Origin of the sequence: Raoultibacter timonensis, assembly GCF_900240215.1 — a bacterium.
Taxonomy (GTDB): domain Bacteria; phylum Actinomycetota; class Coriobacteriia; order Coriobacteriales; family Eggerthellaceae; genus Raoultibacter; species Raoultibacter timonensis.
The window spans coordinates 2,797,276-2,822,572 of the sequence record NZ_LT964679.1 but is presented as its reverse complement, the minus strand read 5'-3'; the positions used below and the strand labels follow the sequence as shown (position 1 = coordinate 2,822,572).

The window sequence follows — 25,297 nt, the reverse complement described above, 5'->3', positions numbered from 1 at the left end:
CCATGAGAGGCGATGCGAACGAACATAGTACGGCGAGCAGGGCGGTCGAACCCGATGACGGCGATGCGATCATCGAGTTCGACCGCGTAACCAAATCGTTTGGGGATACGGCGGTTTTGCACGGCATCGATCTCGCCGTGCGGCGCGGCGAGTTCCTCACCATCGTCGGGCGGTCGGGCTGCGGCAAGACGACGCTGCTCAAAATGGTGAATGCGCTCGAGTACCCCGACAGCGGTCGGGTGCTCGTCAACGGCGAAGAGGTGAAGGAATCCAATCGCGTCGAACTCAGACGCTCGATTGGCTACGTGATCCAAAGCGTCGGCCTGTTCCCGAACATGACGGTGGGTAGAAATGTTGCGTACGTTCCCCGCCTTACCCGTGCGTGGTCGAAAGAGCAGGAACGCGATGAGGTTGCGCGCCTGCTTACCACGGTGGGTCTCGAACCCGCGATCGCACCGCGCTACCCTAACGAGCTTTCGGGAGGGCAGCGCCAGCGCGTCGGTATCGCTCGTGCGCTTGCGGCTAAGCCGCTCATCATGCTCATGGACGAGCCGTTCGGAGCTGTTGACGAGATCACGCGCCGTTCGCTGCAAGACGAGCTTTTAAACTTGCAGCGCCGATTGGGCTTGACGATCCTTCTCGTGACCCACGATATCNGGGCAGCGCCAGCGCGTCGGTATCGCTCGTGCGCTTGCGGCTAAGCCGCTCATCATGCTCATGGACGAGCCGTTCGGAGCTGTTGACGAGATCACGCGCCGTTCGCTGCAAGACGAGCTTTTAAACTTGCAGCGCCGATTGGGCTTGACGATCCTTCTCGTGACCCCCGATATCCGCGAGGCGCTCAAGCTCGGCGATCGCGTGCTCGTCATGGAGGGGGGTCGCATCGCGCAGCTCGGCACGCCCGACGAGCTCGTATCCTATCCCGCCGATGCGTTCGTCGAGGAGCTCATCGGCGGGTGAGCGCTTTGGGCGTAATTGCGATCTGGGAGCATGCAATCTATACCCGAAATCGACACGTCGCAAAACCATGTCGTTTGTCCGCAATATCAGCCGAAACCTGAAAAATCTGCATTTTGCCTTGCAATAACCGCGGGGAATGGTATCTTGCGGGCAGAAAGATTTTGGAAGGCGAGGGTACCTCCAATAAGAAACCTTTCAGACGAGAAGGAGAATATTATGTCCCATCCGGTTATTGAAGCCGATGAGTGCGTCGGCTGCGGGATTTGCGTTGATGCGTGCCCGCAAGAGGTTCTTGAAGTAGTCGGCGGTGTCGTCGAGGTCGTCAACGAGGATGCTTGCATCGCGTGCGGCGATTGCGTCGAGGAATGCCCCATGGGCGCGATCCCCGAGGTTATCGAAGACTAGCTGTCAATGACAATCGATTGCAGTGAGTCCCTGGTCGCTATTAGCGGCTGGGGACTTTTGCATTATGCGGTAGATAGTTTCTGATTTGCTCCTGCTACAGTTTGGATTTTGCGAAAACTGCAGCAGGAGTCTTTCGGGCGTTTATCTGTATAGGCAGGGGCTCAACAGAACTAGGACCAATTCTCGAGTTGTGCAGCGTGCTCTGCCGCTGTGTAGGCGAAGACCATGCCAGGGCCGTTTGTTCCGCCTGCTCCGGTGTAGTACTTGCCCGGCGTTCCGCATCCGGTTGTGTTTCCGCAAGCATAAAGGCGCAAAATAGGGTTTCCTGTCGTGCTGATTGCTTGGCCGTTCTCGTTTATCTGAATGCCGCCTTTGGTGCCCTGATAGGTGGGGACAATCTCTGCAGCATAGAAAGGCGGTTTGGTCAATCCGCCAAGCGTCGGTCCGCTGTTCATCATGTTGTAGTTTTCGAATTCCGATTCCCCACGATGGAAATCGGTGTCAGTGCCGGCTTCGGCGTCTGCATTGAATTTATCAACCTGTGCTTTTAGGCCGTCGACGTCGACACCGATCTTTTCTGCCAGTTCTTCAATGGTGTCGGCGGTATAGCCCCATTCTGGAAGGTCGCCATCGAGTCCTACTCCAAAAAAGATATCGCCTTTAGAGGGGTCGGCGAGTGATTCCCGCACTGAATGATCGCAGATGTACCATGCGGGGACATTGGTGAGCTCCATATCCCCCGTTGTCGATTGCCCCTGAAAGCCGAACCAGAGGGAATCGTAGTCGGCTGCTTCATCGCAGAAGCGTTTGCCCTGGCGATTGACGAAGATGGATCCTGGTTTGGTTTGATAAGCGTACAGAGATACCTTGGTGGAGCAAACCTTCTCCTCGAAGTACTGCTCGCTGAGGGCTTTAAAATTAACCTGTCCCCAGCCCCATGGCATCATGGTGAGATTTGCGCCAACCGCCTGAGCCATGAGGATGCCGTCCCCCGTTGATTCTGGTACGCACATGCAGCCTTTGACGGGGATGGGATGGTACGCGTTGAGCATGTCTTCGTTGTAGGAGAACCCGCCCGTTCCTATCAGAACGCCCTTATTCGCTTTGATGGCGATTTCGTTGCCTTTAGAGTCTTCGGCGATAACTCCGAGGACCTCCTGCTCCCCATTGGAGGTTGGCCGCGAAACGAGTCGTTTTGCGGGAGTCTCCGTCATGATCTTGCCACCCATCGAGGTGATGGCGTCCGCTTCGGGTTGTGTAAAATGGGCGCCCGATCGAACGCCGTCGATTACGCAGGAAAGCGAGCGCATGTCGCGGCTTGCTCCCTCCCACTGCGCGTGGTAATCGATGCGAGGGCTGACAGACCATTCGCAACCGGTTTTCTCGGCTATGAAATTGACCATTTCGGAAGCTCTGTCGATATACGTATCTATGATGGCTTCCGTCGACAGTCCTGCCGCGACCTTGGTCATGTATGTTTTGGCGAGGGATCTATCGTCTTTCTCAGTAGAATAGTCGTTGCAGGGTACCCAGACCTGTCCGCCGGACAGAGCCGTCGTACCGCCTATGAGTTTCGCCTTCTCGAGGACGATGACAGACATGCCTTCGGCAGCTGCTTTGAGTGCCCCGGTTAATGCGGTTCCTGTTCCGAGGACGACGAAGTCCGCTTCTTCGTCCCAAGATTCCGGAACACCGGAGTTCGCTGATGCGGGGGCAGGGTTCGAGCCGGAGCAACCAGCGAGGCCGAATGCTCCAAGTGCTGCAGCCGATATTCCTGCTGTTGTGATGAATTGTCTCCTATTGATCGTTTTCATATGCACTCCCTCGTGTGTCAGTTTGGTTCGTTGTTCGAACCTGGAATCATGCTAGGTTCGACAGGAGCGACGTTCATCGACCATAAGGTTCAAAACCGTCATCCCTTTTGGTCGATATTCAAATACTTTCAGCAGCGAAGAAGGACTTTGCTACACTGTGGGCAAGGAGGTTTCCGTGGGAAATCAGTCATCAGCAAAACTGAGTAAAACGGTTGTGGTAGCTTCGGCGAGGATGGCTGTTCCTGCGGGTTGCGTACTCGCTTGGGTTTTTGTCGTATTCCTCTCAGCTGCCCTCTACCAAGGAAACCAATCGGTTGGATCGGCAACGCTTTCCACGGTATTCTGTTCGCTCTGCTTCTTCGGCACTTTGGCAGTCGTTCTAGCCCTTTTCGGCATGCAAAGGTTGGTCGAGCGGAAGCGGGAGCTGTATGCGATCGGGGCGGTGTTAATAATCGCTGCGTCGGTGCTTCCTGTTCTGCCGTTTTTTTCCGGTTTGCATGGCTGGTTTGCTCCCATGATCGTTGGCTGTCTTTCCGGTGCCGGTTTGGCGCTGATAAGCTTGTTTTTCATCGCGTTCGTCGCGGGCATGGCGTTTGCGGCGGCAGTCGTATGGTATTTGCTTTCGCTGGCCATAGGAATCGGGTTGTATCTTTTGTATATGGTGGTAGCTTCGGGGGGATTCGCTAACTCCATTCTCTGGGTGCTCCCGGCTGTATCGGCCGGTATGGTTTTCGTGCTGCTTCGCTGGGGGAAGGGGAAGCCTGCTTTGTTCAGCGCCTATGCTCGTTCTCTTGCCCGCAGTCAGCTACGTGGAATGTTCGACCATCGGGCTTTCGCGTTTTTTACCGTAGTCAGCGGGTTTTTGTTCGGGTATTGCTACAACATCTATCCGAAATCAACGCGGTTTGCCGGAGCGTACACCGAAACGGCGATTGGGTTTGCAAGTCCCGCTGCGATCACGCTGCTTGTCACTTGCCTTGCTATCGTTGGCGTACTAGTGCTGGTTGGCAGGCTGGCAAAAAACAAGAGCGCCTACGTTCTCGGAAGCTTGCTCTTGGTAGCGCTTGCGTTCATGTACTTCAGTTTGCCGAATATGCCTAATAACTGGATGCTGTTTGTTCTGTTGGACAGCGCAGCCATTTCGACCACGTTGTTTGTTCTTCTTGGCGCGGTAATGCGCTTTTCCCAAGGGGATAGGAAACGGTTCGGACGATGTCTTCTCTCCCTTTCAGCAAGCGTGGTCGCAGGATCGAGCGTTGCGGCCCTGTTCATCGAAACGACCGTGCCGCAGCCGATGATCCAGGTTCCCGAACCCCTTCGGGATGCAGTGATTGTGGGAACGCCAGCCATTGGGTTCATTGTTTTGGCTCTCATATTCTTCCTTCTTGCTCAGGAGGCTTTCTTTCCGGCGGCAACAGGTGAGCAACCCGATGCCATAGGGGTGTCCGATCTGGGTTTTGCTGGAGAAATGATCGCGAAACGATTTTCGCTAACGCCCCGTGAAGAGGAGATTCTGGGAATGCTTCTTTTGGGGCGAAGCGGACCGTATATTTCCGAAGATCTGTATTTGTCGAAAAGTACCGTGAAGACCCATATCCGTCATATTTACGATAAAACGGGCGTTTCGTCGCGGCAGGAGCTGATCGACTTGGCTCACAGCATGCGGGGAAACGAACTTCGGCAGCGGTAACCCCCGTTGCGCCTCGGTGTGCCCGGATGCGATTGATTCGATCGCACTGCAGTCAACGAAACTCTTTTAGCACGGCAACAAAGCGGTGAACTTCCTTGCGTGCGCTCCCTAAAAGTATAAGGTGTAACCAAGTTCAAGCGATCGGGCTGAGGATGCCTGAACGATACGAGCGCTCATTGCCGCAGCGATTCGCACTCAATCATTATGCGAAATACTAACGAAAGTAACGTAAAGATTACAGTTGAGAAATTCTCAAATCTAATGTGGCAAGAAACTTGACAACTATAGACTTAGATTATATAGTTTCATTCATCGGAAAGGTTCGCGTATGCGAGCCTTTGCATGTATAGAGAATAAAGAACCAGGCAATAGACGTAAGAAACCATTACGAAGGCAGCAAACTCAGAGTGAGAGGAAGCAATAATGGCAAAGATCATCGGCATCGACTTAGGAACCACTAATTCGGCGATGGCGGTCATGGAGGGCAGCGAGCCCGAAATCCTCGTCAACGCCGAAGGCGACCGTACTACCCCCTCCGTCGAGGGTTTCCGTAAAGACGGCGAACGCGTCGTCGGCAAGGCGGCCAAGAACCAGGCGGTCACCAATCCGGAAAACACCATCTCATCGGTCAAGCGTTTCATCGGACGTTCGTACAACGAAACCCAGGAAGAGCAGAAGACCGTCAGCTATAAGGTACAGAAGGGCAAGGACGGTCGCGCCGTCGTCGACATCGAGGGCAAGGATTATACCCCCGAAGAGATTTCGGCCATGGTCCTGCAAAAGCTCAAGAACGACGCCGAGAAGCAGCTCGGCGGCCCGGTGACCCAGGCGGTCATCACCGTTCCCGCGTACTTCAACGACGCTCAGCGCCAGGCGACCAAGGACGCCGGTAAGATCGCCGGTCTCGAAGTGCTTCGCATCATCAACGAGCCGACGGCGGCTGCGCTCGCCTACGGTCTCGATAAGACCAACAAGGATCAGCAGATCCTGGTGTTCGACCTCGGCGGCGGCACGTTCGACGTGTCGGTGCTCGAACTCGGCGACGGTGTGTTCGAGGTCCGTTCCACGGCTGGTGACAACCACCTCGGCGGCGACGACTGGGATCAGCGCGTCATCGATTGGATGGCCGACAAGTTCAAGAGCGACAACGGCATCGATCTGCGTCAGGATAAAATGGCGCTGCAGCGCTTGAAGGAAGCTGCCGAGAAGGCGAAGATGGAGCTTTCCTCCACCTCGCAGGCGAACATCAACCTGCCTTTCATCACGGCTGACGCTTCCGGTCCGAAGCACCTCGATTACACGCTGACCCGCGCGGAGTTCGAGCGTATCACCAAGGATCTGCTCGATCGCTGCAAGAAGCCCGTCGAGCAGGCGCTCAAAGACGCCGGCCTCAAGCAAGGCGATATCAACGAGGTCATCCTCGTCGGCGGCTCCACCCGTATGCCTGCCGTACAGGAGCTCGTGAAGCAGATGACCGGCAAGGATCCGAACATGTCGGTCAACCCCGATGAGGTCGTTGCCATGGGCGCAGCCGTTCAGGGCGGCGTGCTTTCCGGCGACGTCGAGGGCATCCTGCTTCTCGACGTGACCCCGCTGTCGCTCGGCGTTGAGACCATGGGCGGCGTCATGACCAAGATGATCGAGCGCAACACCACGATCCCGACCCGCAAGACCGAGATCTACTCGACTGCGGCTGACAACCAGACCTCCGTCGAGGTGCACGTCCTTCAGGGCGAGCGCGAGATGGCTTCCGGCAATAAGACGCTCGGCAAGTTCCAGCTCACCGGCATCCCGGCGGCGCGCCGCGGCGTTCCGCAAATCGAGGTTACGTTCGACATCGATGCCAACGGCATCGTGAACGTGTCGGCTAAGGATCTCGGCACCGGCAAGCAGCAGCAGATCACCATCTCGGGTTCGACCGCGCTGAACGATGACGAAGTCGATCGCATGGTGAAGGACGCCGAGGCGCATGCCGAAGAGGATAAGCGTCGCAAGGAAGAAGTCGAGATTCGCAACAACGCCGATGCGCTCGTAAACGCGACCGAGCAGACGCTCGCCGAGGTGGGCGACAAGGCCCCCGAGGACGTGAAGAAGCAGGCCGAGGAAGCTATCGCCGAGGCGAAAGACGCACTGGGCGGATCCGATGTGGACGCCATCAAAGCGGCGACCGAGAAGATGCAGGCCGCTGGCTACAAGCTCGCCGAAGTGGTGTACTCCACTCAGGGTGCCGAGGCGGGAGACGCGGCAACCGCCGCAGAGTCGACTCCGGCCGACGATACCATCGAAGCCGACTACGAGGTTGTAGAAGACGACAAAGAAGGGAAGTAATCATGGCTGTGCCCGATAAGGACAAGGTCGTAGGAACTTCCCGCCCAACAACAAACCCGGGCAGCGGTCCCATCCCCCCCTCATCCCCCTCACCCCGTGGGGCCGCTGCCAACGACGAAACCCGTCAGGCGGCCGACTCGCAAGAGCCGGCCGCGGACGGGAAAGCGTCAGCCGAGACGGATGGCGCTGCCGATACGCAAGCAGTTGAGGCCGAAGTGCTCGATCCCGAAGGCGACGGAGCCGAAGCGACGATCGAATCGGAGCTGGTGGCCAAGGCGAAAGCGGAGGCAGCCGAGTGGCAGGATAAGTTCGTTCGCCTGCACGCCGAATGGGATACCTACCGGAGGCGCACGACCGAGCAGCGCGCAGAAGAAAAAGCGCGCGCAACCGAGAAGCTTGTTGAAAGCCTGCTTCCCGTCATCGACGATTTCGAGCGTACGATAGACTACGCGCAGAAGAACGGCGAAGCCGGCCTGCTCGGCGGCGTTGAGGCGGTGCATACCAAGCTCGTCGATGCGTTGAAGCGCGACGGCGTTCAGATCATCGATCCGAAAGGCGAGGCGTTCGACGCGCTTGAGGCCCAAGCGGTTGCGACGGTCGACGATGCATCGGTGCCTGACGAAACCGTAGCCGATGTGTATCAGAAGGGCTACAAAATGGGCAACAAGGTGCTCAGGCCAGCTATGGTAACGGTAACGACCGGCGGGCCAAAACGCGAAGTTCCGAAAGAGACTGAAGACAAGAAGTAAGCATGGGGCAGCAAGCGGGCGGGAAAGGCCCGCTTCTGCTTCTTATCCGAATCATTCACACGCCGCCGAAAGCGGCGAAGAAACATGAAAGCGAGGTGGACGCATGGCGACAACGACGACACCGGATTACTATAAGACGCTGGGCGTTCCACGGAACGCAACGGCCGACGAGATCAAGAAGGCCTACCGCAAGCTCGCACGTACGCATCATCCCGATGCGGGCGGCGACGAGACGAAATTCAAGGAAATCAACGAAGCGTACGAGGTTCTGAGCGACGAAAAGAAGCGCGACCTGTACGATCAGTACGGAACGGCCAACGAGAACCATATTCCGCAAGGATGGACGGGTGCCCAGGGAGGCAATCCGTTCGGCGGCGAGGGCTTCGGGGGTTGGTCCGATATTCTCGAGAGCATCCGCCGTGGAGAAGGAGCGTTCGGAACCAATTGGGATTTCGGCGATCTGGGCGGATTCGGAGGCTTCGGCGGCCAAGGCCAACCGAGGCCCCAGCGCGGCCAGGATATGAATGTGACGCTGGCCGTGAGCTTCGACGACGCCTTCAAGGGCACGGAAAAACGTGTGAGCGTACGCGTTCCGGGTAAGACCGACAAAGAGACGCTCACGGTGAAGGTTCCCGCAGGAGCCGTCGACGGCGGCCGGTTGCGCTTTAAGGGAAAGGGCGGCCTCGGCGAAAACGGCGGTACGAGCGGAGATCTGCTCATCACCACCAAGATCGAGCCTCACCCGTACTATTCGCGCGAAGGCGCCGATGTGTACGTGGCGCTGCCGGTTACGGTTGCCGAGGCGTCGCTTGGCGCGAGCATCGTCGTTCCTGCGCCCGATGGCACGAAGGTTCGCGTGAAGGTTCCGGCTGGAACGCAGGACGGAACCGTTCTCACCATCAAGGGCAAAGGCGCTCCGAAGGTGAAAGGCGAAGGCAGCGGCGATCTTAAGATCAAAGTCAACGTTGTAATTCCGAAGACCATGAACGACGAACAGAAACAGGCCATGGAAGATTTCCTGGCTGCAACGAAGGACGATATCAGGAGTTGGTAGTGCGATGACCGACAGGAACAGACCGCTCTACATGATAAGCGTGGCTGCAGAGCTCGCAGGGGTTCATCCCCAAACGCTGCGCACCTACGAGCAGAAGGGTCTGGTGACCCCGCAGCGTACGAGCGGCAACACCAGGATGTATTCGCAGGCCGATATCGAGCGACTCGAACTCATCAACGAGCTGACCGGCGAGGGCATCAACCTTGCGGGCGTCATTCGCATCCTCGACCTTCAGGGAAGGCTGGAGGAGCGCGATTCGGAACTCGACGATCTGCACAAGAAGGTACGGCGCCTTGCCGATCGCGTTCACGAGCTGGAGACGCGGGAAAGCGTGAACTCGCTGGTTCGGACGGAGCCGGGATCGCTCGCCCTGCGCAGGCTCCCCTAGGAATTCAACCATCACAACTCATGGCTTTTGCCATTGGACAAAAGCGAAGGAGGAACGCCATATGAATATGGGCAATCTCAATAAACTGGCCATTACCGCACAGGAGGCGCTGCAGCAGACCATTGCCATAGCCTCCGAATCAGAAGCTTCTCAGGCAGAGCCGATTCACATGCTGAAAGCTCTGCTCGAATCGAAAGAGAACAACCTTTCGGCCATCATCAAGCGCATCGGTGCCGAGCCGTTCCAACTGCTCGCAAACGTCGATGCGGAGATCGAGCGCATGCCGAAGGTGAGCAGCAACAACACGATGATGATGATGAGCGGCATTCCCGGCCCCGATCTCATGAATCTGATCGACCGTGCCGTGAAGATCGCCGAAAAGCTCGGCGACAGCTACGCTACAAGCGAGCACCTGCTCATTGCGCTTTCCGAAGACAAGGGCGCGGCGGGCAAAATTCTCTCGGTGGCAGGCGTGACGCGCAAGAACATCGAAGCCGCATACGAAGAGCTGCGCGGCGATACGCGCGTGACCGATCAAGCCGCCAAGACCCAGTTCGAGGCACTTGAGCAGTACGGCCAGAACCTTACGCAGATGGCGCGCGAAGGCAAGCTCGACCCGGTCATCGGCCGTGCCGACGAGATCCGTCGCACCATCCAGGTGCTGTCGCGCCGTACGAAGAACAACCCGGTGCTCATCGGCGAGCCCGGCACGGGCAAGACCGCGATCGTCGAGGGTTTGGCGCAGCGCATCGTCGCGGGCGACGTACCCTCGTCGCTGCAGGATCGCGATATCGTCATGCTCGATCTGCCCGCCATGATCGCCGGTGCAAAGTACCGCGGCGAGTTCGAGGACCGCTTGAAGGCGGTGCTGCGCGAGGTCAAGGATTCAGACGGTCAGATCATCCTGTTCATCGACGAACTCCATACCATCGTGGGTGCAGGTTCGACGGGCGATAGCTCGATGGATGCCGGCAACATGCTCAAGCCCGCGCTTGCGCGCGGCGAGCTCCATGCCATCGGTGCCACCACCTTGGACGAGTATCGTAAATATATCGAGAAAGACGCGGCGCTCGAGCGACGTTTCCAGCCGGTGCTCGTGGGCGAGCCCACCGTAGAGGATACGATTGCCATTCTGCGCGGCCTGAAAGAGAAGTACGAGATCCATCACGGCGTGCGCATCACCGATTCGGCGCTCGTCGCAGCGGCCGAGCTTTCGAATCGCTACATTTCCGACCGCTTCCTGCCCGACAAAGCGATCGACCTCATGGACGAGGCGGCGAGCCGTCTGCGCATCGAGATCGACTCCATGCCCGAAGAGGTGGATGCGGCCGAGCGCAAGCTTACGCAGATGCAGATCGAGGAGCAGGCCCTCATGAAGGAAGAGGACCAGCCGAGCAAGGAGCGCCTCGAGGCGCTGCGCCAGGACATTGCGACGGCCCGTGAAGCGCTCGACAAGCGCAAAGCCGAATGGCAGAACGAGAAAGACGCGATCGTCAACGTGCAGAACCTCAAAGCCGACCTCGAGGGCGCCCAGCTCGAAGAGGAGCGCGCCACGCGCGAGGGCGATCTGTCGAAGGCCTCCGAGCTGCGTTACGCCCGCATTCCCGAGCTGCAGCGCATGCTGCACGAAGCTGAAGAGATGCTCAACGTACGTCAGCAGATGGGCGCGATCCTCAAAGAGGAGGTTTCGAGCGAAGAGATCGCCGAAGTGGTGTCCACCTGGACCGGCATCCCCGTATCCAAGATGATGCAGGGCGAAATGGCCAAGCTCGTCGATCTGGAAGAGAAGTTGCACGAACGCGTGGTCGGTCAGGACGAGGCCGTGTCTTCGGTGGCGGGAGCTATCAGGCGCAACCGTGCGGGATTGTCCGACCCCAACAAGCCCATCGGAAGCTTTTTGTTCCTCGGGCCGACGGGTGTGGGCAAAACCGAGCTTGCCAAGGCGCTTGCCGAGTACCTGTTCGATAGCGAGAAGGCCATGATTCGCATCGACATGAGCGAGTACATGGAGAAGTTCAGCGTGCAGCGCCTTATCGGGGCGCCTCCCGGGTACGTCGGATACGACGAAGGCGGTCAGCTCACCGAAGCGGTGCGCCGCAAGCCCTATTCGGTCATCCTTCTCGATGAAATCGAGAAGGCGCATCCGGACGTATTCAACATCCTTCTGCAGGTGCTTGACGACGGTCGCCTGACCGATGGTCAAGGTCGCGTGGTCAGCTTCAAGAACGCGATCGTCATCATGACGAGCAACGTGGGCTCTCAGTTCATTCGCGAGTTCGCCGAGCACGGCGACGAGAAGGCCATGAACCAGGCGATCGAGGGGTCGTTGCGGGCGACGTTCCGCCCTGAATTCCTCAACCGCATCGACGATACGGTGGTGTTCAACGCGCTCACCATGGGCAACATCGAGCCGATCGTGGATCTGCAGCTCGAAGAGGTTCGCGACCGTCTGGCCGAGCGCCGCATCGAACTCGATGTGCGCCCAGCGGCAATGGAGCGTTTGTCGATTGACGGTTACGATCCGATCTTCGGCGCTCGTCCGTTGAAGCGACTCATCCAGAAAGTGGTCGTAGATGCGGTTGCCGAGAAGATCGTTGCAGGTCAGCTGCCCGACGGATCGACGGTTGTCATCGATATCGACCGCGACGGCAACTACAGCTCCGAAGTGGTGCAAACCGCGCTCGCAGAGTAACGGCTGCCGCTACGATGGCACCGCCTAACGCGGAACCATGTTTCACGTGAAACATTTGTTCGTATTTCAGGACGGGAAACGAAAGCTTCCCGTCCTGTTGTTTTTTCACAAAACCGCACATCGCGTGCACTTGTACTAGAATACCCTCATGCGAAAACGGACCCGAAAGATCGAGCGGAGCATCAAAACCCCTATTTTGGGGTTTGGCGTGTTGCTGGCAAGCATACTGGCGTTCCTGCTGTTTCTTTGCGTCCTTATCGTTTTAACACGTATTGTGCTCGGATAGCGATTTTCGGTAGCGGTAGAAGGGATTAACTGCGGGCCGCGAATGCGGGCTTTGTGCAGATACAGAATATGTGGCAACGTTTCACATTACATGATGTGCGGGTGATCGGGCATTATCTCGGTGTTCTGATCCTGTTCTTCTCATTCGCCTTCCTGGTTCCCTTCGTGGTCGCCATCGCTTGCGGCGAATGGAAGCCGGCGAGCCACTATCTGCTGTCGATCGGTATTGCCCTGATCGTGGGAAGCGGCTTGCGCTTCTTGCGTATCGAACCCGGTCGGTTGAACCGGCAGCAGGCGCTTGCGGTTACGGGTCTCGCTTGGATCGTGATCGCTCTCGTGGCGGCGATACCGTTGCACCTGTCGGGCCACTACGCCAACCCCCTCGACGCGTTCTTCGAAAGCGTTTCGGGCGTTACGACCACGGGGGCGACGGTCGTGCAGGATCTCAATCATTTGTCGGTTGCCGACAATACCTGGCGGTTCGTCATGCACTACATCGGCGGTTTGGGCCTTATCGTCGTAGCCATGTCGTTTGGACTGTTCGGCAAACGCGCCGGCGCGAGCCTGTATTCGTCGGAAGGCCGCAGCGAGCACGTGGTTCCCAACGTCGTGCAAACCACGCAGATCATCGCGAAGATTTCGCTTGCCGTGATCATGGCGGCGACGGGCATCCTCACGATTCTGTGCTTGTTCCTCGGCATGGAGCCGCTTCGCGCCGTTTCTCAGAGCCTTTGGCTCGCTATCTCGGGCTTCACGACTGGAGGATTCGCTCCAATGGGCGAGAGCGTTCTGTACTATCACTCGCTTGGCGTCGAGGTGGTGCTCATGGTCCTTATGATCATCGGCACCATCAATTTCGTGCTCTATACCGAAATCTTGCGCGGTCGGACGGCGGCGTTCTTCCGCGATCTGGAGATTCGCACGATGGTCATCTGGCTGTCGGTCATGACGCTTGTGCTCGCCGCCGCGCTAACCGCAACCGCTTCGTTCTCCGATCTGGGGGCGATGCTCCGTCGCGGCCTGTTCATGGTCATTTCGGCGTTTTCTACGACGGGATTCCAAAATATTACGGCGAATCAGCTCACGACGGTGTTCTCGTCGGGGGCCTTTCTCGTCATTGCGGTCGTTATGGCCGTCGGCGGCAGCTCGGGCAGCACGGCAGGCGGTATCAAGTTCCAGCGCATCGGCGTTATCGCCAAATCGATTGTGGTTACCATCAAGGAGGCGCTCGCACCCGATTCGGCGCGCGTCGTGGTCGACTACAACCATATCGGGCGCAGGCTCATATCGCCCGAGCTGGCTAAAAACGCAATGACCGTGTTCACGCTCTACATCATCACCTATGCGGTCGGCGCCCTTGTCGGCATCGCGTACAGCTACGATGCGACGCAGGCCATTTTCGAATCGGTGGCCATGACGAGCAACGCCGGCGTCACGTCGGGCATTGTCGGGCCCGATATGCCCAAGGCGCTCGAGATCGTCTACATCTTCCAGATGTGGGCGGGCCGTCTCGAGTTCGTAACGCTGCTCGCGCTCATCGTTGAGATCGTCGTATCGTTCAAACCCCGTCGCAGGATCAAGGGGGGAAGCCTCTCATGATGCCGTTCGAGACCTCATGCGACGATGCTCGTCCGAGCGCCGTTTCGGGTTCCGGCTTCGACCGGCGGGCACCGCTGCGCTGCGTTCTCGCCGCCCTGTTTCTCGCCGGGGCGCTCGTGCTCGCTTTGGGAGCGCATCCTGGTGAGGCGTTCGCTGAAGACGAGGGCGATAACGAGGTCAACACGCAGCAGCTTCCCGACAGCTCCTTCATCTTCGATACGAGCATCAAGGATCTGAGTTCGGCCGATTCGTATTACGATAAGCAGACCGTTCAGGTAGTGGGCGAGGCGGTGGGGGATTCGATTGCCGTCGAGGGCGATCCGAATCATCGATGGATTACGCTCATGTCGCGCGATGTCGATTCGAACGCATCCATTTCGGTGTTCATGACCAACGAGCAAGCCGAGCGGATCGACGCTTTCGGAAAATACGGAACGACGGGAACGATGCTGCAGGTTCGCGGTACATTCTACCTCGTCTGTCCCGAGCACAGCGGCTTGACCGATCTGCATGCCGAGCATGTGAGCGTGGTCGAGAAGAGCAAGTATCATGAGGAGTCGTTCGATCCCGATGCGTTCGTCCCCGGCGCAATCGTCGTCGTAGTGGGGTTGGTGCTGACCGGCGTGTTCTATTGGTTGCGCGAAAGGCGGCGCTAGGTGCTCGAAGGCCAGGTCGTCAAACTCGACAGGGGTTTTCCGCTCGTTAAAACGGAGACCGGCGAAGAGCTTCGCTGCAAGCACGCGACGGCTTTGGTCAAAGGCGAGAAAGTGCGTGCGGTTATCGGGGACAGGGTTTTGCTCGACGTTCCCCGCGGACACGACAAGGCGATCATTTCCGAAATACTGCCGCGGAAAACGGAGTTCGTGCGCAAGGATCCGACCGAGCGCGCGCTGCCGCAGGTGCTTGCCGCCAACTTCGATCGGGTGATCATCGCCCAACCCCTTGCCGATGTGAACATGCGCCGCCTCGAACGCGAGCTCGTGCTCGCCCACGAAACGGGCGCGTCCGTCGCCGTAATTCTCACGAAAGCCGATCTGGCCGAAAGCGACAGCGATATCGAGCGGATAGCCGGCGAAGTGAACGATTTGGTCGGTCCCGACGACGAGGTGCTCGTTGTTTCTGCCGGGGAACCGGGGAGCATCGAATCGGTGCGCTCGCTCGTTGCCCCCGGCACTACCACGGTGCTCATCGGAAAAAGCGGGGTTGGCAAGTCAAGCCTAGTGAACCTTCTTGTAGGCGATCATGTGCAGGAAACCGCCGAAGTGCGTGAGGTCGATGGCAAGGGCCGCCACACCACGGTGAGCCGCGAGATGATCGAAATACCGGGCGGCGGCCGCGTGGTCGATATGCCCGGGGTGAGGGGTCTCGGCCTTTGGGATGCCGAAAGCGGGATCGAGGCTGCGTTCTCCGATATCGAAGAGCTTGCCGAGAAGTGCAAGTTTCGAGATTGCCATCATAAGGGAGAGCCGGGATGCGCCGTGCGCCGTGCCGTGCAAGACGGGGATCTTGCTCAGAGCAGGCTCGACTCCTACCATGCCTTGCGCAGCGAGACTGCGGAGATCAAAGAACGCCGCGAAGAGGCCGAACGCATCCGATCGCGCAGGGGCCACCCCCGTCGTCGGGGATGATGCGTTGCCGATGGTCTTCGAAGGCGAAAGGGCAAGCGGTCGGATGCGCGTGTTTCGAAACGCAGCGCAGCTGACCGGCGGGCTTCAGCCTTCGATCTCTTCGGCAAAGCGGGCGATCTCTGCTGAGGTGAGAGTCGGCTCGGTGGACTTGCCTTCGATGCGGCGGAAGAAAAACCGCAGGTAGTGACCCAAGACGTAGAGAACCATTATCGTAGCCAGGATGGTTTCCGCCGAAGCGAGCACGTGGGCGGCGAAGAACGCAGGGCCGCCGAATCCGAGTCCCTCGAAGAAGGTAATCGCTTTGAGCAGCGCGGATGCCGAGATAACGAAGGGGAAGGTCATAGCTGCATAGCTCGGATAGAACTTGATTTTCAGCAGCTTCGGAAGCTGGGTCAAGACGAGCACGAGGAACAGCTGCGCCAAAACGGCCATGAGGCCCACCATGATGGCGTTGGGCTCGGCTGTGACTGCGAGGTATCCGGCAAGCGAAAGGCTCATCGGTGCTGCGTAGATGCAGAAGAGGGGCTTTGAAGGCTCGGGTACTTCATGTTTGAGGTAGCGCAGGCCTACGACGACGAGCAGTGCGAGATAGCAGGCGAAGCCGAACCAGAAGATGGCAACGCCTGCGGCCTGCATGCCGAACGTCGGCGAGGTGAGCGATGCGACGATGATGCCCACATACGCGATGAAGTGGGTGGGGAAGACCTGTTTGAGATCGAACCGCATGGTGAAAGAGAACGTGAACCACGCCATGAGGCAGAAGTGACCGACAACCGCCGCAATCCAGATAACGAAAGCCGCACCGAAAGCCACGGGCGCCAGATAGGTTGCAAGCTGCATGGTGGTCATGAAGAGGGTGGCGCTCACCGCAGCGAACACGGGGTTTTTCAGATCCTCTTTGATCATGGCGGGAAATACGATGATCTTAGCAGCGAGGAAAGCAACCATGATCAGCGAAAGCACGCCGGCGATGATGTGAAACGCCTCCGAAAGCGGCTGAAGCAGGATACCGAGGGCGGCAAGGCCCAATGCCACACCGGCGGTTGGAATCGGTACTTTCTGAATGATGCCCTTCACGGTTTTCTCCTAACCCGGCTTGTGCGGTGCACTGTGTTGAAACTGATCGGTATTGTCGCACTGCCCTGGCAATAATAAAACTTATTAATTATTATGTTGCTATAATTAAAAATTATGTATCGATATCGGCATTGATATAATCGGAGCGATATCGGCAAGGTTCTGGGTATATCGGTGCAAACAGCGAGGTGGATATCATGCAGGATTTTAGGACAGAGACCTTTCTCGACGTATGCGATACGCTCAGTTACACACGGACCGCACAAAGGCTCAACATAACGCAGCCCGCCGTATCGCAGCATATATCCCATCTCGAAGCCGTATACGGGACGAAGCTGTTCTCGTACAGCAACCGTCGGCTCTCGCTTACCGAAGCGGGCGAGGTGCTCCGCGACGCCTTAACGGTTATGGCGCATGACGAGCGGCTGGTGAAGGAGCGCATAGCCGCCCTGTCGGGAAAGCGGAGAACGATCGGCTTCGGCGCGACGATGACCGCCGGCGAATACGTTATCGCCCGTCCGCTTGCCCGCTTCCTCCAGCAACGGTCCGACTTGCAGGTGAAGGTCGTTGCTTCGGGAACGGATGATCTTCTCGCCTTGCTGCACGAGGGCGTTCTCGATTGCGCTCTCGTTGAGGGGTTCTTCGATAAGGGGTACTACGATTGGGAGGTGTATTGCACCGAACAGCTTGTAGCGGTATGCGCGCCGGGCTGCCGCCTCGCTGAAGAACCGCAACGGTTGGAAGGCTTGCTTGGGGAGCATCTTATCGTGAGGGAGCCCGGATCGGGTACGCGCGCAGTTCTCGAACATGCGCTTGCGGCGCGCAATCTCTCACTCGATGGGTTCGCCCGCACAACCGAGGTTACGAGTATCAGCATCATAAAGGCACTGGTCGAAAGCGGCTACGGCATCGCATTTCTGTATGAATCGGCCGTACGGGCGGAATGCACTGCGGGCACGCTGCGGGCAATCGAGCTTGACGGCCCGGCTATCGAGCACGATATGACGTTCATATGGCTGAGGGGAAGCCTGTTCGAAAGGGAGTTCAGGGGGCTTGTCCACGAACTCGCCGTCTGCGCAGGCGAGGTGTAAGCGGTCTTTAAAGCGGCCGCCTGTTCCTGCCTGCGCTCGATACTTGCGTTCGATACGGCTAGCCGAACCAGATTTGGAATTTGGGGATGTATCCCATGATGAGGATCACCACGATGAGCACCGGGATGCCGAACTTCACCCAGAGGTACGTCCATTTCGGAAAACCGATGCCTTTGCCCGTATCGGCTTCGGCGATAAAGTTCTTCCAGCCCCATCCGCGGCGGCTCGTGCAGAACAACACGTATATCAAGCTGCCGATAGGTAGGATATTGTTCGAAACGATGAAGTCTTCGAGGGATTGGATGTCTCCGATGCCGGGTACCGTTGCGCCCGACAGCACATTGAATCCGAGGGCGCAGGGTAGCGAGAGGGCGATAACGGCCGCCCCGTTGACGAGCACCGCCTTTTTGCGCGACCAACCCCATAAATCCATCGAGAAGCTCAAGAGGTTCTCGAACACGGCAATGATGGTCGAGAGGGCGGCGAAGCTCATGAACAAGAAGAACAGCGTCCCCCAAAGCTGACCCATCCACATCTGCTCGAATACGCTCGGCAAGGTGACGAACACGAGGCTCGGGCCTTCGCCCGGATTCACACCGAACGCAAAGCAGGCAGGGAATATGATGAGTCCCGCCATAAGCGCGACAAGCGTATCGAGCACGCCGACGCTCAGGGCTTCCCCGGTAAGGCGGCGGTCTTTTCCGATGTAGCTGCCGAATATGGCCATGGCGGAAATGCCGAGCGAGAGCGTGAAGAACGCCTGGCCCATTGCCGCGTAGACGGCCTCGCCGAACGTTGCCAGCTGTTCTGCCGTGGTTGCGCCTGCGAACAGGCGGGAGAAATCGGGGATGAGATAGAAGGCGAGCCCCTCGCCGCCGCCCTCGAGCGTGACGCTGCGGACGCACAGTACGGCCATGATAACGAAGAGGCAGGCCATCATGGCTTTGGTAACCCGTTCAACGCCCTTTTGCAGGCCGAGGCTGCATACGAAGAACCCGATGAGCGTGACGACGAGCAGCCAACCGATGAGCCCGACGGGATCAGCGAGCATGCCCGAGAACACACCGCCCACCTGCTCGCTCGACAGTCCGTTGAATTCACCGGTCGCCATCTTCACCACATAGGCGAGCATCCATCCGCCGACGGTGGTGTAGAACATCATGAGCAGATAGCAGCCGCCGAACCCGAGCCACTTGTACCAGTGCCACTTCGTCCCCGCAGGTTCGAGCTTATCGAAGCTCTTGGCGCAGCTTTTCTGACTTGCGCGGCCGACGGCGAACTCCATGATCATGACCGGCAGGCCAAGGATGACGAGGAACACGAGGTACAGCAAAACGAAGGCGGCCCCGCCGTATTCGCCGGTTATGTAGGGAAACCGCCAGACGTTTCCGAGCCCGATGGCGCATCCCGCGCTGATGAGCAGAAAGCCGAGTCTGCTTGCGAATCGCTCACGTTGTTCCATGCCACGCTCCCGTATCGTGCCGCCTGCAACGGCGCCCTTCCTGTGGTGCCCTGCACGTTGCCATGCGGCTCGCAAAAAGCACGGAGCTACTTTACCGTATTTATCTGGCGGTGAGAACAGGTTGGCGGCAAGTGCGGGGAAAGCGGCTGCGTACGCGTTTGCCTGCGGTGGGCATGGCTACTGCACGGTTCTTTGGTGCGAAGTGGTTTGCTTTTCCGATGCCCGTGAACGCATAAGAAAACGGGCACACGAATAGCGCGTGCCCGTTGGCAGGTTATGGGGCCGAATAAGCACGAGGCCTATGCAGGTTGCGCCTTGGTTTCCGATTCGTCGGCGTCTTCGAACTTCTCGTCAGTGCGGGCGCGCAGCTTCTTGACCGAGCGGCCGAGCATCCCGCCGAGCTTGGGAAGGTTCTTCGGTCCGAATATGAGCAATGCGACCACTAGGATCAAAACGAGTTCGGGAATCCCCAATCCGAATACCTTCATGGCAGCTCCTTTCGCAAACGGCATGCGGCGGGTCTCTATAGCCGTCGCTCAACCAGCCATTAAAGCACAGAAATATTAGAGTGACAATAAATTTATAGAGACTATAAAAATATCTGACAAGTACGAGCCATGGGGGAAACCTTCCGTATAATGGATAGACGTGTCGCGAGGAGACAAAGGGAAGGAATCGAACACGTGGGCTCGAAGGACGTTGATCAAGCAGGGGGGTTGCGCGAGCGCAAGCGCAGGCAGACGCGAGAGGCTATCGAACGCGCCGCAATCACGCTTGTGGGGGAGTTCGGTTACGGCGGCGTGACTGTCGACGCGATCTGCGCTCGAGCGGGCATATCGCAAGGTACGTTCTTCAACTACTTTCCCACCAAGGATGCCGCCATCGTGGGGGTTGGTACGTTCGAGCTGAAAGACGAGGCGGTGTTCGCTGCGCTCGATCGGTACGAATCCCCGACGCTCTTCCACGCGGTGTTGAGCTTGTTTCTCGATATCGTGCGGGGATACGATTGGGATGGCGATATCGCTCAAATGCGCATCAAACTCGTGAAGGAAACGCCGGCACTCATGAAGCTGTTCCTCAATAACAGTTTCGAGTACGTGGAAGCGTTCCGGGCGAGTGCTACGGCCTACCTTGCCTCCCATGAAGAACTTCGCACGTGTGCCGACACCCTCGATGTTGCCGACGAGGCGAGCGTGGCTGTATCGCATGCCCTCGAAGCCGCGAAGTTCGCACTCTATCAAGCAACGAAAACGCCGGGCGCTTCGCTCATGGGCGCCGATGAGGTCGAACGTATTCTGCGCTCGGCAATCGGCTAGGCGAGACTCTTCGGACCGGTAATGATTCGGTACGAGCCTTTTTCTGTCAGAAATAGGTAAAAAGTTATGAATTTTATAGAACAACCTATATAATTGTATTGCAAAACATGTTACGTTTTCGTACACTTCTAAATGCCATAAGAACGGTAACAAACCGTTCTGGCGCTTTGACAAACTGATATCGCACGAACATGAGATCGAAAGACGCCTTCGGGCGTCTTTCGTCTTTTCTGGGCAAATATGACCCAGCGGCTTATACGAGGCTGCATGCTTGAGCTTCTGTTGCTTCTGGATAGCGCCCGAATTCGGGTGAGGGCGATGTCGGTGCTTATGACAGGAGGCATTATGGAAGCAACGAAGAGAGCGCGCTCTCCGCTGGCGGTTTTGTTGGCGTTGACGCTTGCGCTCGGGGGATCGTTTTCATCGGTCCCGCTCGCCTATGCCGATCCCTCGCCCGCACCAGCGGGTGATACCGCTTCCCCGCAGGAAGAAAGCGGTGATACCGGATCGAGCCAAGGCTCCGCAGAAGGTGGCGATGCCGAGAGTGGGGTTTCGCAGGATAACGGATCCGTCGAGGACGGCGGCTCTGCCGCGAGCCAAAGCGACGGCGAGGTCGTGACACCCGGCGCCGATGCAGTCGGCGACGAGGGGCTCACCGCTCAAAGCCTCATCGAGGAAGAAGACGACGGGATCGAACTGCTTGCGGTCGATCCGATGGGCGATGTGACCGTCGATGGAGTTGACGAGCTCGTCGATGCGGTTGCCAATGCGGGCGAAAGCCGCACGGTTACGCTGTCTGCCGCTTTTGTCGCAGATATGGCGGGCAAGAACGCAACGGTTTCCCTCAACAACGCCAACGGCTACGACATCGTGATCGACGGCGGCAACCAGGCGCTCACGAGTGCAGGTGCGAACAGGTTCTTCTCGGCCGTTTGCCCGAACGGGGGAAGCATCACCCTTCAGAACATGGCGCTTTCGGGCGCGGGGGCGGGCGTTGAGGCGAGCGGATCGGCTGCCGGCAAAGTCGTTCTCGACGGGGTTGCCATCACGGGGCATGCGGGCAACCAGGCGGTCGGTATTGCGAGCGGCACGGTCGAGATCAACAACAGTTCCATCACGAACGGCTCGCGTGCAGTCAGCGGAACGTCGGGCAATGCGAAGACGCTCGTGGTGTTCAACACTCTGATCGAAGGCAACCGTGCCGGTTGCGGCGCTGCACTGTATCCGGGAAGCAATACGACCGCCACGCTAACCCAGTGCACGATCAACAACAACGTGGGAACGTCGGATGGTGGCTACGCTGGCGGAGCGATCGCGACCGACCAAGCGAGCAACGTGACGCTCACGGTGGCGCAGTGCTACTTCGAGGGTAACGCGGCTCCGATGGCCGGAACGTTCGGCGGGTCTGGCGGCGCTATTGCGGTGTACCACAGCGACAAGTGCAACCTTACGGTCACTGATTCGTACTTCAAGGGCAACACGGCGACCGCCAACCAAACGGTCCGCAACGACGGCGGCGCGATCTCCGTGTTCATGAACGGTGCCGAACGCACGGCAACCGCGACAATCGAGAACTGCGTGTTCGAGGACAATGTCGCCAACGACGACGGCGGCGCGATTCTGTTCGAAGGTGTATCGAGTGGTTCGGCGTCGATCAACCTTACGGCAGCAGTGCGCAATTCGACCTTTATCGGCAACGAGGGCAAGCAGCTTTCGACCGGTGTTGCGGGCGGAGCCATCCAGGTGTATAGCAAAGCCAAGGTCGATTTCGAGTATTGCACATTCTACAAGAACGTTGCGGGCACGGGCGCGGGCGGCGCCATCGGGCTGAGCGGCAGCCTTGCGGGCGGATTCCTTCCGGTCCGTCCCACCGTGTCGGTTGCGAACTGCGCGTTCGTCGAGAACACGGGCGCCAAGGGAACCAACGTTGCCAACCTCGCCGGGTGGGGCGGTTCGGGGAGCAGCGGTTTCACCAACAAGGGCGGCAACGTCGGCTACGATGCTGGTACGGCGCTGTCCGCCGACTACTCGGCTCAAACCGTGTTCGGTACCGCTGCGGCTACGCTGCAAGCCAACGGTTGCAGCAAGCAGGTCGGCGCAACCGTTTCGGGAGCCGTGTCCTTGCCGAGTTTGTACATTGCGCCAGCTGTTGCTGCAACGACAGGGCTCTATGCCGACGGCGGCGCAACGGTCAGCACGACGATAACCGATCAGCGTGGCGTGTCGCGTCATGATACGAAGCCTGATTCAGGTGCTGTCGATATCGGATGGATCAAGCTTTTGCCGAATGGCGGCACGTGGGACACGACGGCGATCGGCGATTACAACGATACGCGCATGCTGGCACACGATGCCGACCTGCCCGACGCATCGGGTACCGATACGTACGTGTACCTTGCGTGCGATTCCAAAGCGAACATCGCATTGCCGGGTGCGAGCATGTTCTCGGCAACTCCCGATAACAAGACGCTGCTCGGGTGGGGCGAAACGCCCACCACGCAGCCTGGAGACCCTGATTTCCACGACATCGACGATGCCGTGCTCGGGTGCGAAGGCGCCGTGTGCGGCGTGTACTATGCGGTTTGGGGAAGCGAAGAGCCGCCCGAGCCGATCGACCTGAACGTTGCGCGCCTGTACGGCATCGACCGTTACGGTACCTCGCGTCAGGCTTCGACGTATGAGCGCGAAGCCTCAAACGAGGACACCGTCATTCTCGCATCGGGATACAATTACAATTTCGCCGACGCTCTGACGGCATCTTCCCTTTCGGGCTATCTCGACAACGCGCCGATCGTGCTGACAGCAAACGAGTGGCTGTCGAACGATGCACGGGCCGCCATCGTCGATGACCTCGATGTGAAGCACGTGATTATCGTGGGTTCGACCGATGCTATCAACCAGGATGTCGAGGACGAGGTCAATGCGATACCGAGCATCGAAACGGTTGAGCGCATCGGCGGTATCGATCGCCAAGAGACCGCCGAATTCATTTACGAGTCGCTCGGGACGGATCACTCCAAGACTGCAATCATCGCACGTTGCTGCGACTTCCCCGATTCGCTGACGATCTCACCGTGGGCCGCGGTAACCAAGTCGCCTATCTTCCTTTCAGAGTTCGGCCTCGAAACGTTGACCGCCGAAACCAAAGAAGCGCTTGCTGCGGGCGGTTTCGAGAGAATCATCGTTCTCGGCGACGAGAACGCGACGCCCCAATCGGTATACGAAGAAGCGCGTGACGCCGCAGGTCTTACCGATGCCCAGATGATTAGGCTCGGCGGCATCGATCGCTACGAAACATCTGCCATAGTGGCCAATTGGGTTACGTCTCAGGATCGTGCGGCGGACGAGCAGCTGACATGGGAGAAGCCCGCAATCGCACGCGGCGACGAGCATCCCGACTCTTTGACCGGCGGTGCGCTGCAGGGCAAGGATCGCTCGATCATCTTGCTTACGCCTCCCACGGTCGCAGGCGAGATCGCCCACTCGCTTATTTCTGCGCACGATGGAATAATCACCGAAATTCGCTTCTTCGGCGACGAGCATGCGATCGCTCTCGACGTAACGAAGGAATTCATCAATGCGCTTACCTACGACAAGATCGTGTGGAAGCCGACCGACGATGTGGCCATCGACTTGAGCTAACCGGCCTTTGCCCCGTTGGGGGACGGTATCAAAACAGGCGGGCGCCTTTGCACGGGCGCCCGCTTTGCGTTTCCTACAGGTATACGAGCATCATGGCAAGCAGGGGTATGGTGATAAGCGACATGATGGTCGAGACGAACGTCCCCTTGGTCATCGTCTTGAGGTCGCCGCCGTACTGAAGGCAGAGCAGGGTGCCGTTGGTGGCCACGGGCATGCCCGAGGTGATGACGATGGTGCCGAGCAGCATGGGGTCGGTGACGAACGAGCGAAACACGAAGAATATCGCGACGGGTACGAAAACGAGGCGAAACAGCGAGGCGATGTAGGGGCGAAAGCTCGAGATCATTTCCCGAATGGGCATTTTGGCGAGCGTCGAACCGATGATGAGCAGGGCGGCCGGTGTGGTCATCTGCCCCATCACGTCAAGCGATTGGCCGAGGATGCCCGGCTCGGTAATGCGGAGCAGCGCGAGCGCAAGTGCTACAAAACATGAGATCAGCGTGGGGCTCACCACGTGCTTTGCCCCGTCGGTCAAGCGTTCGCGCAGCGTTCCCTCGCCTTCGGAGATCATGAACACGCCTACGGTGAAAACGAGCAGGTTGAATGGGATGTTGAATATGGCGGCGTAAAGGATCGCCTGATCGCCGAAAATGGCGGACAGCACGGGAAACCCGATGAACCCCACGTTGCCGAATGCGATCATGAAGCTGTAGGTGCCGCGCTTGTCTTTGGGGAACCGCAAAAGAAACGGCACGGCGAATGCGATGGCGAGGATGATGGCGTAGCTTGCGCAGGAGAGAAGGAAGATCAGGCCTACCGTCGATGCGTCGGGCAGCTCGTCGTTCATGAGAACCGACGAGATGATCAGGCACGGAAGGGTAACGTTTAGGACAAGTTTCGAGAACTGCCCGTCGAACCGGTCGTTCATGACGCTCGCTTTGCGTGCGATAAAGCCGAGCACGATTCCCAAAAAGAGAATGACCATCTGCGATTCGACCGATTGAAAACTCACGGGGTGCGCCTTCCTGCTTTGCTCGGGCCGCCATGCGAAGCGCTCAAGCCGTCCGAGTGTTTCACGTGAAACATCTGTTCGTATTTATCTGTTAAGCAGCCGCTA

Annotated in this window: 20 protein-coding genes and 2 pseudogenes; 16 read left to right on the top strand and 6 right to left on the bottom strand. The window is 58.3% G+C overall.

Annotated elements, in window-relative coordinates; all coding sequences use genetic code 11:
* Positions 1-2: 2 nt before the first annotated feature.
* The 4 genes and pseudogenes from C1722_RS12010 to C1722_RS12000 form a co-directional block, all read left to right on the top strand.
* Positions 3-545 (top strand): annotated as a pseudogene (locus C1722_RS12010) (ATP-binding cassette domain-containing protein); the annotation flags it as partial.
* 106 nt (positions 546-651) lie between these two features.
* Positions 652-699, top strand: a pseudogene (locus C1722_RS17890) (hypothetical protein); the annotation flags it as partial.
* Between the two features lie 12 nt (positions 700-711).
* On the top strand, positions 712-960 hold the full coding sequence (locus C1722_RS12005; RefSeq protein ID WP_102379443.1) for an ATP-binding cassette domain-containing protein: 249 nt from the start codon (positions 712-714) through the stop codon (positions 958-960).
* A 216-nt stretch (positions 961-1,176) separates the two neighbouring features.
* A complete protein-coding gene (locus tag C1722_RS12000; protein WP_102375904.1) occupies positions 1,177-1,365 on the top strand; it encodes a 4Fe-4S binding protein in 189 nt (62 codons plus the stop codon).
* Positions 1,366-1,535: 170 nt separating this feature from the next.
* On the opposite strand, the gene C1722_RS11995 is transcribed toward C1722_RS12000, so the two are convergent.
* Positions 1,536-3,179, bottom strand: coding sequence for an FAD-dependent oxidoreductase (locus tag C1722_RS11995; RefSeq protein ID WP_102379442.1), 1,644 nt, complete (start codon positions 3,177-3,179; stop codon positions 1,536-1,538).
* Between the two features lie 294 nt (positions 3,180-3,473).
* Positions 3,474-3,812: a hypothetical protein gene (locus tag C1722_RS17010; RefSeq protein ID WP_180995188.1), complete on the bottom strand. Its 339-nt coding sequence runs from the start codon at positions 3,810-3,812 to the stop codon at positions 3,474-3,476.
* 133 nt (positions 3,813-3,945) lie between these two features.
* On the opposite strand from C1722_RS17010, the gene C1722_RS17005 reads away from it, so the two are divergent.
* From C1722_RS17005 to rsgA, 9 genes are all read left to right on the top strand, one after another.
* Positions 3,946-4,869 (top strand): helix-turn-helix transcriptional regulator, encoded by a 924-nt coding sequence (locus C1722_RS17005; protein WP_180995187.1) that lies wholly within the window; start codon positions 3,946-3,948, stop codon positions 4,867-4,869.
* 423 nt (positions 4,870-5,292) lie between these two features.
* The gene (gene dnaK / locus C1722_RS11985) at positions 5,293-7,197 is read left to right on the top strand and encodes a molecular chaperone DnaK (protein ID WP_102379440.1); all 1,905 of its coding nucleotides are present in this window, start codon (positions 5,293-5,295) and stop codon (positions 7,195-7,197) included.
* A 2-nt stretch (positions 7,198-7,199) separates the two neighbouring features.
* Complete coding sequence (locus tag C1722_RS11980) at positions 7,200-7,946, top strand: nucleotide exchange factor GrpE (RefSeq protein ID WP_102379439.1); 747 nt, start codon at positions 7,200-7,202, stop codon at positions 7,944-7,946.
* A gap of 103 nt (positions 7,947-8,049) precedes the next feature.
* Positions 8,050-9,000, top strand: a complete 951-nt coding sequence (locus C1722_RS11975; RefSeq protein WP_102379438.1) for a DnaJ C-terminal domain-containing protein — start codon at positions 8,050-8,052, stop codon at positions 8,998-9,000.
* 4 nt (positions 9,001-9,004) lie between these two features.
* Entirely contained in the window at positions 9,005-9,388 is a 384-nt protein-coding gene (locus C1722_RS11970; protein WP_102379437.1) for a heat shock protein transcriptional repressor HspR, read from the top strand.
* A gap of 61 nt (positions 9,389-9,449) precedes the next feature.
* Complete coding sequence (clpB, locus tag C1722_RS11965; RefSeq protein ID WP_102379436.1) at positions 9,450-12,080, top strand: ATP-dependent chaperone ClpB; 2,631 nt, start codon at positions 9,450-9,452, stop codon at positions 12,078-12,080.
* A gap of 354 nt (positions 12,081-12,434) precedes the next feature.
* Positions 12,435-13,964 (top strand): TrkH family potassium uptake protein, encoded by a 1,530-nt coding sequence (locus C1722_RS11960; RefSeq protein ID WP_102379656.1) that lies wholly within the window; start codon positions 12,435-12,437, stop codon positions 13,962-13,964.
* Positions 13,961-14,620 (top strand): hydrolase, encoded by a 660-nt coding sequence (locus tag C1722_RS11955; protein WP_244902541.1) that lies wholly within the window; start codon positions 13,961-13,963, stop codon positions 14,618-14,620. The genes C1722_RS11960 and C1722_RS11955 overlap by 4 nt, the downstream gene beginning before the upstream one ends.
* On the top strand, positions 14,621-15,592 hold the full coding sequence (gene rsgA, locus C1722_RS11950) for a ribosome small subunit-dependent GTPase A (RefSeq protein WP_102379435.1): 972 nt from the start codon (positions 14,621-14,623) through the stop codon (positions 15,590-15,592). It abuts the gene before it with no gap.
* Positions 15,593-15,676: 84 nt separating this feature from the next.
* Here the strand turns inward: rsgA and C1722_RS11945 are convergent, their stop codons facing one another.
* Positions 15,677-16,669, bottom strand: coding sequence for a TDT family transporter (locus C1722_RS11945; protein ID WP_102379434.1), 993 nt, complete (start codon positions 16,667-16,669; stop codon positions 15,677-15,679).
* Between the two features lie 197 nt (positions 16,670-16,866).
* On the opposite strand from C1722_RS11945, the gene C1722_RS11940 reads away from it, so the two are divergent.
* Complete coding sequence (locus tag C1722_RS11940; RefSeq protein WP_102379654.1) at positions 16,867-17,760, top strand: LysR family transcriptional regulator; 894 nt, start codon at positions 16,867-16,869, stop codon at positions 17,758-17,760.
* A gap of 58 nt (positions 17,761-17,818) precedes the next feature.
* Here the strand turns inward: C1722_RS11940 and C1722_RS11935 are convergent, their stop codons facing one another.
* The gene (locus tag C1722_RS11935) at positions 17,819-19,222 is read right to left on the bottom strand and encodes a sodium-dependent transporter (protein WP_102379433.1); all 1,404 of its coding nucleotides are present in this window, start codon (positions 19,220-19,222) and stop codon (positions 17,819-17,821) included.
* Positions 19,223-19,521: 299 nt separating this feature from the next.
* Positions 19,522-19,710 carry a twin-arginine translocase TatA/TatE family subunit gene (locus tag C1722_RS11930; RefSeq protein ID WP_102379432.1) on the bottom strand — a complete coding sequence of 63 codons (189 nt, stop codon included), beginning with the start codon at positions 19,708-19,710 and terminating at the stop codon, positions 19,522-19,524.
* A gap of 195 nt (positions 19,711-19,905) precedes the next feature.
* Between C1722_RS11930 and C1722_RS11925 the strand changes: the two genes are divergently transcribed.
* Positions 19,906-20,538, top strand: a complete 633-nt coding sequence (locus tag C1722_RS11925) for a TetR/AcrR family transcriptional regulator (RefSeq protein WP_244387538.1) — start codon at positions 19,906-19,908, stop codon at positions 20,536-20,538.
* A 345-nt stretch (positions 20,539-20,883) separates the two neighbouring features.
* The gene (locus tag C1722_RS11920) at positions 20,884-24,180 is read left to right on the top strand and encodes a cell wall-binding repeat-containing protein (RefSeq protein WP_180995186.1); all 3,297 of its coding nucleotides are present in this window, start codon (positions 20,884-20,886) and stop codon (positions 24,178-24,180) included.
* Positions 24,181-24,253: 73 nt separating this feature from the next.
* On the opposite strand, the gene C1722_RS11915 is transcribed toward C1722_RS11920, so the two are convergent.
* Positions 24,254-25,192: an AEC family transporter gene (locus C1722_RS11915; protein ID WP_102379429.1), complete on the bottom strand. Its 939-nt coding sequence runs from the start codon at positions 25,190-25,192 to the stop codon at positions 24,254-24,256.
* Between the last annotated feature and the right edge of the window lie 105 nt (positions 25,193-25,297).